9 protein-coding genes and 1 pseudogene are annotated in these 11,341 nt (G+C 60.9%); 7 read left to right on the top strand and 3 right to left on the bottom strand.

The annotated features are described in order from the left end of the window. Positions 1–50 precede the first annotated feature (50 nt). Complete coding sequence (gene tcdA / locus SOP95_RS25695) at positions 51–860, bottom strand: tRNA cyclic N6-threonylcarbamoyladenosine(37) synthase TcdA (protein ID WP_406591888.1); 810 nt, start codon at positions 858–860, stop codon at positions 51–53. A 213-nt stretch (positions 861–1,073) separates the two neighbouring features. Between tcdA and SOP95_RS25690 the strand changes: the two genes are divergently transcribed. The 4 genes from SOP95_RS25690 to SOP95_RS25675 all read left to right on the top strand — a co-directional run bounded on the left by SOP95_RS25690 (position 1,074) and on the right by SOP95_RS25675 (position 6,308). After that, on the top strand, positions 1,074–3,665 hold the full coding sequence (locus SOP95_RS25690) for a glycosyltransferase (protein WP_323608749.1): 2,592 nt from the start codon (positions 1,074–1,076) through the stop codon (positions 3,663–3,665). A gap of 220 nt (positions 3,666–3,885) precedes the next feature. Next, positions 3,886–5,037 (top strand): succinyl-diaminopimelate desuccinylase, encoded by a 1,152-nt coding sequence (gene dapE / locus SOP95_RS25685; RefSeq protein WP_323608748.1) that lies wholly within the window; start codon positions 3,886–3,888, stop codon positions 5,035–5,037. Beyond that, the gene (locus SOP95_RS25680; protein ID WP_323608747.1) at positions 5,037–5,846 is read left to right on the top strand and encodes a putative RNA methyltransferase; all 810 of its coding nucleotides are present in this window, start codon (positions 5,037–5,039) and stop codon (positions 5,844–5,846) included. The genes dapE and SOP95_RS25680 overlap by 1 nt, the downstream gene beginning before the upstream one ends. A gap of 84 nt (positions 5,847–5,930) precedes the next feature. After that, a complete protein-coding gene (locus SOP95_RS25675; protein ID WP_046816499.1) occupies positions 5,931–6,308 on the top strand; it encodes a hypothetical protein in 378 nt (125 codons plus the stop codon). Between the two features lie 134 nt (positions 6,309–6,442). On the opposite strand, the gene SOP95_RS25670 is transcribed toward SOP95_RS25675, so the two are convergent. Then, entirely contained in the window at positions 6,443–6,652 is a 210-nt protein-coding gene (locus tag SOP95_RS25670; RefSeq protein WP_008035470.1) for a cold-shock protein, read from the bottom strand. A gap of 166 nt (positions 6,653–6,818) precedes the next feature. Between SOP95_RS25670 and plsB the strand changes: the two genes are divergently transcribed. From plsB to SOP95_RS25655, 3 genes are all read left to right on the top strand, one after another. Then, positions 6,819–9,317, top strand: a complete 2,499-nt coding sequence (plsB, locus tag SOP95_RS25665) for a glycerol-3-phosphate 1-O-acyltransferase PlsB (RefSeq protein ID WP_274077179.1) — start codon at positions 6,819–6,821, stop codon at positions 9,315–9,317. A gap of 138 nt (positions 9,318–9,455) precedes the next feature. Continuing rightward, positions 9,456–9,821: a YbaY family lipoprotein gene (locus SOP95_RS25660; protein ID WP_323608745.1), complete on the top strand. Its 366-nt coding sequence runs from the start codon at positions 9,456–9,458 to the stop codon at positions 9,819–9,821. 109 nt (positions 9,822–9,930) lie between these two features. After that, positions 9,931–10,614, top strand: coding sequence for a DUF4197 domain-containing protein (locus SOP95_RS25655; protein WP_323608744.1), 684 nt, complete (start codon positions 9,931–9,933; stop codon positions 10,612–10,614). A gap of 61 nt (positions 10,615–10,675) precedes the next feature. Here the strand turns inward: SOP95_RS25655 and SOP95_RS25650 are convergent. Further along, a pseudogene (locus SOP95_RS25650) lies at positions 10,676–11,218 on the bottom strand (Fic family protein); the annotation flags it as partial. Positions 11,219–11,341 lie beyond the last annotated feature (123 nt).

The following is an 11,341-nucleotide window of genomic DNA, read 5'->3' as shown; positions in this document are numbered from 1 at the left end:
TCTGTTGATCTTGATTTTCAAGATCAACAGATCGCAGCCTGCGGCAGCTCCTACAGGGGTTTGACCCGCTCCGCCGGCCGCCTTACACCCGCCACAATCTTGTCCACCGCCTTGGTCGCCGCGACCATGCCGAAGGTCGCCGTCACCATCATCACCGCGCCAAAGCCGCCGGCACAATCGAGCTTCACGCCATCGCCGACAAAACTCTTCTGCAAACAAATGCTGCCATCCGGTTTCGGGTAGCGCAGTTGTTCGGTGGAGAACACGCACGGCACGCTGTAATGACGGGTCACGGTGCGCGAGAAGCCATAGTCGCGACGCAAGGTGGAGCGTACTTTCGAAGCCAGCGGGTCATTGAACGTGCGGTTGAGGTCGCAGACCTGGATCAGCGTCGGGTCGATCTGCCCGCCCGCACCGCCGGTGGTGATGATCTGGATCTTGCGCCGCTTGCACCAGGCGATCAGCGCCGCCTTGGCGTTGACGCTGTCGATGCAGTCGATCACGCAGTCGATGTTCGGCGTGATGTACTCGGCCATGGTTTCGCGGGTGACGAAATCCGGCACCGCGTGCACCGTGCAGTCCGGGTTGATCCCGCGCAGGCGCTCGGCCATCACCTCGACCTTGGGTTTGCCGACGGTGCTGTCCAGCGCATGCAACTGGCGGTTGGCGTTGCTGACGCAAACATCATCCAGATCGAACAGTGATATCTCGCCCACACCGCAACGCGCCATGGCTTCCGCCGCCCAGGAGCCGACGCCACCGACACCGACGATCGCCACATGCGCCGCTTTCAAGCGCTCAAGGCCTTCGATGCCATACAAACGGGCGATGCCTGCAAACCGCGGATCTTCTGTACTCATGACCATAACCCCAAAAACCGGCGGGCATTATATGGCGATATGAAGACAAAATCAGTTACATGAAAAACTGAAAGAACTTTAACGAAATCAAACTGCCCAATATCGGGTAATTCCCTGTCCGCTGTACGTTCAGAGAATGCCCAGTGTAGGATGCGCGCCCCTCGGCGGTCCGACCGTTCCTTCGTTCCACAGTCTTTGGAACCCGAAATAACTATGTCATCGCGTAAATTTGGACTCAACCTGGTGGTGGTGCTCGCCATCGCTGCCTTGTTTACCGGCTTCTGGGCGCTGATCAACCGCCCGGTGACCGCCCCCAACTGGCCCGAACAGATCTCCGGCTTCTCGTACTCACCTTTCCAGCAGGGTCAATTCCCGCAGAAAGAGCAGTACCCGACCGACGATCAAATGCGTCGTGACCTGGAGATCATGAGCAAGCTGACGGACAACATCCGTACTTACTCGGTCGACGGTACGCTGGAGAATATTCCCAAGCTGGCGGAAGAGTTTGGCCTGCGCGTGACGCTGGGGATCTGGATCAGCCCGGACCAGGAGCGCAACGAGCGCGAAATCACCCGCGCCATCGAAATCGCCAATACATCACGCAGTGTGGTTCGCGTGGTGGTCGGTAACGAAGCGATCTTCCGCAAGGAAATCACCGCCCAGGAACTCAGCGTCATGCTCGACCGCGTCCGCGCTGCCGTGAAAGTGCCGGTGACCACGTCCGAACAGTGGCACGTCTGGGAAGAGCACCCGGAACTGGCCAAGCACGTCGACCTGATCGCCGCCCACGTGCTGCCGTACTGGGAATTCATCCCGATGGACAAGGCCGGGCAGTTCGTCCTCGACCGCGCCCGCGACCTGAAAAAGATGTTCCCGAAAAAACCGCTGCTGCTCTCCGAAGTGGGCTGGCCGAGCAACGGCCGCATGCGCGGGGGCGCCGATGCGTCGCCGGCAGACCAGGCGATCTACCTGCGAACCCTGGTCAACAAGCTCAACCGCCAGGGCTTCAACTACTTCGTGATCGAAGCCTTCGACCAGCCGTGGAAGGCCAGTGACGAAGGCTCGGTGGGTGCTTATTGGGGCGTGTTCAACGCCGCGCGCCAACAGAAATTCAACTTCGAAGGCCCGGTGGTCGCCATTCCGCAATGGCGCGTGCTGGCCGTGGGTTCGGTGGTGCTGGCCCTGCTGTCGTTGACCCTGTTGATGATCGACGGCTCGGCGTTGCGCCAGCGTGGCCGCACCTTCCTGACCTTTATCGCGTTCCTCTGCGGTTCGGTGCTGGTGTGGATCGGTTATGACTACAGCCTGCAATACAGCACCTGGTTCAGCCTGACCGTGGGGTTCCTGCTCGCCCTCGGTGCGCTCGGGGTGTTCATCGTGTTGCTGACCGAGGCCCATGAACTGGCCGAGGCCGTGTGGGTGCACAAGCGCCGACGCGAGTTCCTGCCGGTGGAAGGCGACTCCAGCTACCGTCCGAAAGTGTCGATCCATGTGCCGTGCTACAACGAGCCGCCGGAGATGGTCAAACAGACCCTCAACGCCCTGGCCAACCTCGACTATCCGGACTTCGAAGTCCTGATCATCGACAACAATACCAAGGACCCGGCCGTCTGGGAGCCGGTGCGCGATTACTGCGCAACCCTCGGCCCGCGCTTCAAGTTCTTCCACGTCGCGCCCCTGGCCGGTTTCAAGGGCGGCGCGCTGAACTACCTGATTCCGCACACCGCCAAGGATGCCGAAGTGATCGCGGTGATCGATTCCGATTATTGCGTGCACCCCAACTGGCTCAAGCACATGGTGCCGCACTTCGCCGATCCGAAGATCGCCGTGGTGCAGTCGCCGCAGGACTACCGCGACCAGAACGAAAGTACCTTCAAGAAGCTCTGCTACGCCGAGTACAAAGGTTTCTTCCACATCGGCATGGTCACCCGCAACGACCGTGACGCGATCATCCAGCACGGCACCATGACCATGACCCGCCGCTCGGTGCTCGAAGAATTGGGCTGGGCCGACTGGTGCATCTGTGAAGACGCCGAGCTGGGCCTGCGGGTGTTCGAAAAAGGCCTGTCGGCGGCGTATTACCACGACAGCTACGGCAAAGGCTTGATGCCCGACACCTTCATCGACTTCAAGAAACAGCGTTTCCGCTGGGCCTACGGCGCGATCCAGATCATCAAGCGTCACACCCGCAGCCTGCTGCGCGGCAAGGACACCGAGCTGACGCGCGGCCAGCGCTACCACTTCCTCGCGGGCTGGCTGCCATGGGTGGCCGATGGCATGAACATCTTCTTTACCGTCGGCGCGCTGTTGTGGTCGGCGGCGATGATCATCGTGCCGCAACGGGTCGACCCGCCGCTGCTGATTTTCGCCATCCCGCCCCTGGCGCTGTTCGTGTTCAAGGTCGGCAAGATCATCTTCCTCTACCGTCGCGCGGTGGGCGTGAACCTCAAGGATGCCTTCTGCGCGGCGCTGGCCGGGCTGGCGTTGTCGCACACCATCGCCAAGGCGGTGTTGTACGGTTTCTTCACCAGCAGCATTCCGTTCTTCCGCACGCCGAAGAATGCCGATAACCACGGCTTCTGGGTGGCGATTTCCGAGGCCCGCGAAGAAGTGTTCATCATGTTGCTGTTGTGGGGCGCGGCCCTGGGGATCTACCTGGTGAACGGCATGCCGAGCAACGACATGCGCTTCTGGGTGACCATGTTGCTGGTGCAGTCGCTGCCGTACCTGGCCGCCCTGATCATGGCGTTCCTGTCGTCGCTGCCCAAGCCGTCGGTCGAAGTGCAAGCGGCACCCGTGGTCTAAATAAGGCCGGATACACTAAACGGCGGCCAATGGTCGCCGTTTTGCTTTAAGATAACCGCCATTTTGCGGGGCTTGGCGTGATATCCATCCCTGTGGGAGCCAGCCTGCTGGCGATGGCAATGTAACAATCACCGTTTATGTTGACTGCCACACCGCCATCGCCAGCAGGCTGGCTCCCACATTCAGTCCGCGCCCATATTCATGATCTCCGGAGTTTTCCATGACGGCCCACGCCGACCTTTCGCCGACCCTTCAACTCGCCATCGACCTGATCCGCCGTCCGTCCGTGACCCCGGTCGACGCCGATTGCCAGAAGCAGATGATGCAGCGCCTGGGCGATGCCGGTTTTGCCCTGGAACCGATGCGCATCGAAGATGTGGATAACTTCTGGGCCACCCACGGCAAACACGACGGCCCGGTGCTGTGCTTCGCCGGCCACACCGACGTGGTACCGACGGGCCCGGTGACGGCCTGGCAGATCGACCCGTTCAATGCGGTGATCGACGAGCACGGCATGCTCTGCGGCCGTGGCGCGGCCGACATGAAAGGCAGCCTGGCGTCGATGACCGTGGCCGCCGAGCGTTTCGTCGCCGACTACCCGGATCACAAAGGCAAGGTCGCCTTCCTGATCACCAGTGATGAAGAAGGCCCGGCGCATCACGGCACCAAGGCGGTGGTTGAGCGCCTGGCTGCGCGCAAGGAGCGTCTGGACTGGTGCATCGTCGGCGAACCGTCGAGCACCACCCTGGTCGGTGACGTGGTCAAGAATGGCCGTCGCGGCTCACTCGGTGCCAAGCTGACCGTACGCGGTGTGCAGGGCCACGTGGCCTATCCGCACCTGGCGAAGAACCCGATCCACCTCGCCGCCCCGGCCCTCGCGGAACTCGCCGCCGAGCACTGGGACCATGGCAACGATTTCTTCCCGCCGACCAGTTTCCAGATTTCCAACGTCAACTCCGGCACCGGCGCGACCAACGTCATCCCGGGTGACCTGGTCGCCGTGTTCAACTTCCGCTTCTCCACCGAATCCACCGTCGAAGGCCTGCAAAAGCGCGTCGCCGACATCCTCGACAAGCACGGCCTGGACTGGCACATCGACTGGGCATTGTCCGGCCTGCCGTTCCTCACCGAGCCGGGCGCGCTGCTCGATGCGGTGTCGTCGAGCATCAAGGACATCACCGGTCGGGACACCAAGGCGTCCACCAGTGGGGGCACCTCCGACGGCCGCTTCATCGCGACCATGGGCACGCAAGTAGTCGAACTGGGGCCGGTCAACGCGACCATCCACCAGGTCAACGAGCGCGTACTGGCGGCTGACCTCGACGTGCTGACCGAGATTTACTACCAGACCCTGATCAAGTTGCTCGCCTGATGCTCGCGTGTCCGATCTGCAGCGAACCGCTGGGCGCGGTGGACAACGGCGTGGCCTGCCCCGCCGGGCATCGTTTCGACCGCGCGCGCCAGGGTTACCTGAACCTGTTGCCGGTGCAGCACAAGAACAGCCGCGACCCTGGGGATAACCAGGCAATGGTCGAAGCCCGCCGCGACTTCCTCAACGCCGGCCATTACGCGCCGGTGGCCAGGCGCCTGGCGCAGCTGGCTGCCGGCTACGCGCCACAGCGCTGGGTCGACATCGGCTGTGGCGAGGGTTACTACACCGCGCAGATCGCCGACGCCTTGCCGGAGGCCGACGGCTACGCCCTGGACATTTCCCGGGAAGCGGTCAAGCGTGCGTGCAAACGCAATCCCGGGCTCACCTGGTTGATCGCCAGCATGGCCCGCGTACCGCTGGCGTCGGGCAGCTGTCAGTTCCTCGCCAGCGTCTTCAGCCCGCTGGATTGGGACGAAGCCAAACGCCTGCTCAGCCCCGGCGGCGGCCTGATGAAAGTCGGACCGACCAGCGGCCACCTGATGGAATTACGCGAGCGGCTGTACGACGAAGTGCGCGAGTACATCGACGACAAGCACCTGGACCTGGTGCCCGAAGGCATGGCGCTGGCGCACAGTGAAACCCTGACCTTCAAACTGACGCTAACCAGCGGCCAGGACCGGGCGAACCTGCTGGCCATGACGCCCCACGGCTGGCGTGCGAGTGCCGAACGCCGGGCAGCGGTGATCGAGCAGGTCGAACCCTTCGAGGTCACCGTATCGATGCGCTACGATTATTTCGTACTTCAATAACTTCAAACATTTTTGGCCTTGGGCAACGGCCCGAGGCCGGCTAAATCCGCGAATGGATTTTTCAGACACGCAGTGAGGACATCCATGCGCCAACCCGATATCGAGATTTACCTGAAAGACGCCGACGTCGACCACAAGGCCATCTCGGCCTGGCTCGGCACGGCTCTGGGCCCGTGCACCGACTGGGTACAGAAAGGCCAGACCTACAAGTGCAAGGCGGGGAATGTGCCGGTGACCTGGTTGCCAAAAGCCGTAGGAAAGTGGAACAGCCTGTACCTGGAAAGCGACCAGACGCCGTGGGACGATGACATCGCCTGCGCTCGCGCCGCGTTTGCCGCGCTGAACGTCGAAGTGCGCTGCGCACCGGGTAGCTGGGTCGAGGAAGAAGGCGAAGAGACGGCGGATCGCTGGATTCGCATCAGCGCCGATGGTGAAGAAGAGATCACCTGGAAAACTGCTTAATAGCTATACGCAAAACCTGTGGGAGCGAGCCTGCTCGCGATTGCGGTGGATCAGTCAACGTTGATGTCGACTGACACGGCCTCATCGCGAGCAGGCTCGCTCCCACAGTGTTTTTTTGTGGTCTGAAGAATGGGTTACAGCCCCACCACATCCTCGGCCTGCAACCCCTTCTCGCCAGTCACCACCCCATATTCAACCTGCTGGCCTTCGGTCAGCGAACGATGCCCTTCGCCGCGAATCGCGCGGTAATGCACGAACACGTCCACCCCGTCCTCGCGTTGAATAAAGCCGTAGCCCTTGGCGTCGTTGAACCACTTCACGTTGCCGGTTTCGCGCGTAGCCATTTTCAGTACCCCCGTTGTTTTTATTTTGAGCGGCCGAGTATATGACAGGCACAGAAACTCTCAACTACAGATTGGTTGACCGCTTTTTTGCCGATTTTCGATGAATACGGCACACTATCGAGCGCCCGAGCAACCGCTCGGTTTTATTCACTCACGCAGAAGCCGTATGACCCGTTCCCCGTTCCGCCGTCTTGTGTTTGGCACCCTGCGCCGACTGTTGTACCTCTGGGTTCGCTCGGAGACGATCAACCAGTCGTCGTTCACCCTCAACCTCGACCGCAGTCGTCCGGTGTTCTACGTCCTGCAAAACCCTTCGCTGACCGACCTCGCCGTGGTCGACACCGAATGCACCAAGGCCGGCCTGCCGCGCCCGGTGTTGCCGGTATCGGTGGGCAACCTGCTGGAACCGGCCGCGTTCTTCTACCTGACCCCGGACCCGGACTGGCTCGGCCGCCAGGACAAGCGCGGCGCGCCACCCACCCTGACCCGCCTGGTCAGCGCCTTGAGCCAGAACGCCGCCGAAGACGCGCAGATCATTCCGGTCAGCGTGTTCTGGGGCCAGTCGCCGGACAGCGAAAACAGTCCATGGAAACTGTTGTTCGCCGACAGCTGGGCGGTCACCGGGCGCCTGCGTCGCCTGCTCAGCATCATCGTGCTGGGACGCAAGACCCGCGTGCAGTTCTCCGCGCCCATCCACCTGCGCGAACTGATCGACCATAACAAGGGCCACGAGCGCACCGTGCGCATGGCCCAGCGTATCCTGCGGGTGCACTTCCGCAACCTGAAGGCCGCAGTGATCGGCCCGGACATTTCCCACCGGCGCAACCTGGTCAAGGGCCTGGTCAACCAGCCCCTGGTCCGGCAAGCGATCCTCGACGAAGCCGAGCGCGAGAACATCTCGCCGGAGAAAGCCAAGGCCCAGGCCCTGCGCTATGGCAACGAGATCGCCTCGGACTACACCTACACTGCTATCCGTTTCCTGGAAGTGGTGCTGAGCTGGTTCTGGAACAAGATCTACGACGGCATCAAGGTCAACCACATCGAAGGCGTACAGAAGGTCGCCCAGGGTCACGAAGTGATCTACGTCCCGTGCCACCGCAGCCACATCGACTACCTGCTGCTGTCGTACCTGCTGTTTCGCAACGGCCTGACCCCGCCGCACATCGCCGCCGGTATCAACCTGAACATGCCGGTGATCGGCAGCCTGCTGCGCCGTGGCGGCGCGTTCTTCATGCGCCGCACGTTCAAGGGCAACCCGCTGTACACCTCGGTGTTCAACGAGTACCTGCATACCCTGTTCACCAAGGGCTTCCCGGTGGAGTACTTCGTCGAGGGCGGCCGTTCGCGCACAGGGCGCATGCTGCAGCCGAAGACCGGGATGCTGGCGATCACCCTGCGCAGCTTCCTGCGCTCGTCGCGCATGCCCATCGTCTTCGTGCCGGTGTACATCGGTTACGAGCGCGTGCTGGAAGGCCGCACCTACCTTGGCGAGTTGCGTGGCGCGACCAAGAAGAAAGAATCGATCTTCGACATCTTCAAAGTCATCGGCGCCCTCAAGCAGCGCTTCGGTCAGGTCGCGGTGAACTTCGGTGAGCCGATCAAACTCGCGGAATTCCTCGACAGCGAACAGCCGGACTGGCGCAAGCAGGAACTGGGCCCGCAGTTCAAACCCGCCTGGCTCAACGAAACCACCAACCGCCTCGGTGAGAAAGTCGCACAGCACTTGAACGAAGCGGCGGCGATCAACCCGGTCAACCTGGTCGCGCTGGCGCTACTGTCCACCAGCCGCCTGGCCCTGGACGATCGCGCCATGGCGCGGGTGCTCGACCTGTACCTGGCGTTGTTGCGCAAAGTCCCGTACTCACCGCACACCACGTTGCCGGAAGGTGACGGCCGGGCGTTGATCGAGCATGTGAAGGACATGGACCTGCTCTCCGAGCAGAGCGATGCCTTGGGCAAGATTCTCTATCTGGACGAGCAGAACGCCGTCCTGATGACCTACTACCGCAACAACGTGCTGCACATCTTTGCGCTGCCGGCGCTGCTGGCGAGTTTCTTCCAGAGCGCGTCGCGCATGAGCCGCGAACAGATCCTGCGCTACACCCGTGCGCTGTACCCCTACCTGCAAGCAGAGTTGTTCATTCGCTGGTCGCTGGACGAGCTGGATGCGGTGATCGACCAGTGGCTGCAAGCCTTCGTCGAGCAAGGTCTGTTGCGCTTCGAGAACGACGTCTACCTGCGCCCGGCACCAAGTTCACGGCATTTCGTATTGCTGACGCTGCTGTCGAAAAGCATCGCCCAGACCTTGCAGCGCTTCTACATGACCGTCTCCCTGCTGCTCAACAGCGGCCAGAACAGCATCAGCGCCGAAGAGCTGGAAGACCTGTGCACGGTCATGGCCCAGCGCCTGTCGATCCTGCATGGCCTGAACGCCCCGGAATTCTTCGACAAGAGCCTGTTCCGCCACTTCATCCAGACGATGCTCGACCTTGAAGTGCTCAAGCGCGACGAAGCCGGCAAGCTGAGCTACCACGAACTGCTCGGTGAACTGGCAGAAGGCGCGGCCAAGCGGGTATTGCCGGCGGAGATTCGCTTGTCGATCCGTCAGGTGGCGTTGCATCGCAGTGAAGATGCGGCGGATCAACCGCCACCCACCGCGCCCTGAAATTCCTGACGACCCTGAACATGGATGTTCAGGAAGATTCGTCGTGGATTTGCCGAATTCCCCTACAGGGGTTTGGCTAATTCAACCATATGCTTGGCACTCGTCATCTTCGACGAATCATTGGATAAGGAAATCATGATGAACAACGAACACACCAAGAGCATCAACGGTACCGTTCACTATCTGCAGAGGATTGGGCTCGCACCGAACTCGACACTTCAAGTCAGCCTGGAGGACGTCTCCCTGGCTGATGCACCGGCCAGGCAGCTCGCTGTCCAGGTTACCCGCAATGCTGAGACCGCCGGGTTGAGTTTCAATCTTGAGTACAGCACCGCGGATATTCAGCCAGGTCACACCTACGCAATCCGTGCACAAATCGAAAACGAAGGACGGCTCATCTTTATCAACACTGAACGCTACCCGGTAGAGTTGGGTGTCGACTATTTGCAGCCACTGGACATACGGGTCGACAACGTCGCCGCAACCGCGCAGCCGGATGCCTGATGTAATGCCAGGTGCCTGGATCGGTTTGCGAGGCGATATTGCAGGCGAAATCCGTTAAATTGTCGTTGGCGCTGCTCTTCTTCAGGCGCCAATGACAAGGATCCGCTTCATGAAAAAAATCCGTTTTACCGCCCTGTGCGCAGGTTTGATGATCTCTGCCAGCGCTATGGCGCTGTCCCTCACTGACCTGTCGCAGAAAGACGCCACCGGCGGACTCAAGGACGCCCTGACCCAAGGCGCGCAACTGGCCGTGAAACAACTCGGCACCCCGGGCGGCTTCAGCAATAACCCGGACGTGAAGATCGAGCTGCCGGGCAAACTGGGCAAGGTCGCCAGCAAAATGAAACAATTCGGCATGGGCGATCAAGTCGATCAACTGGAAACCAGCATGAACAAAGCGGCGGAAACCGCCGTGACCCAGGCCCAGCCGATCCTCGTCGACGCGGTGAAGAAAATGTCCGTTGCAGACGCCAAGGGCATCCTCAGTGGCGGCAATGACTCAGCCACCCAGTACCTGAACAAGACCAGCCGCGAACAGATCCGCGCCAGGTTCCTGCCGATCGTCAAGCAAGCCACCGACCAGGTCGGCCTGGCCCAACAATACAACTCGTTCGCCGGCCAGGCCGCGACCATGGGCGTGATCGACGCGAAGAGTGCCAACGTCGAGAACTATGTGACCGAACAGGCGTTGAACGGCTTGTTCGAGATGATCGGCAAACAGGAAGAAACCATCCGCCAGAACCCGGCGGCTGCGGCGACCAGTTTGGCCAAGAAAGTATTCGGCACACTGTAACAACCACCTGTAGGAGCTGCCGCAGGCTGCGATCTCTTGATTTTGATTTAAAAAACAAGATCTAAAGATCGCAGCCTTCGGCAGCTCCTACCCGCTCAAAAAACCCGGACTCCGACAACCAACGATCAAAGCTCTCGGCATTAACCAGACTTTTCCTATAAGCCTCGGTAAAGCTGCTGACAGCACGCAGCACCACCCAACACTGGAAATCGATGAAGTACGTCAAGTCCAGGTCATCCGCTTCGCTATTGAGATAGGAGCGTCCGTATTTCACCGGCGCATTGCGCAGCAAGACGCTGATCGCGATGTAACGAAACGCCGAGAAATCATTCTTGAACATGAACCAGTAGAACAACGCCCGTGCGACGCGACCGTTGCCATCACGAAATGGATGCTCATAACCCAGCGCGAAATGCAGCGCGATACCCTTGATCAACGGGTGCAGGTAATCCGCGCGATGCGGATCGTCATGGGATTGATTGATCCACCTCGACAGCACCCGCAATCGAGCCGCGAGCCCCGCGGCGGGAGGCGGAACATGAACCGTATTGCCCTGGCCGTCCTGCACCACCACGTCATCGTTGACCCGCAGAACACCCGGCGAGCAACAGGCTGGCGTACTGCGCTGTGCGGGCTTTCGGCGTTCCTTGTGTGGCGATTTTGTCAGCAAATCGAAAACCGGGTCTGACCTCCCCTTCAGCATGGGTGGCTTTTTCATTGGTGCTGT

The sequence above is a fragment of the Pseudomonas sp. YuFO8 genome (genome assembly GCF_035065025.1).
GTDB classification, from domain to species: Bacteria; Pseudomonadota; Gammaproteobacteria; order Pseudomonadales; family Pseudomonadaceae; genus Aquipseudomonas; species Aquipseudomonas putida_AE.
Note: the sequence above shows the minus strand (reverse complement) of the source record. Positions and strands in the feature narration are given on the sequence as shown.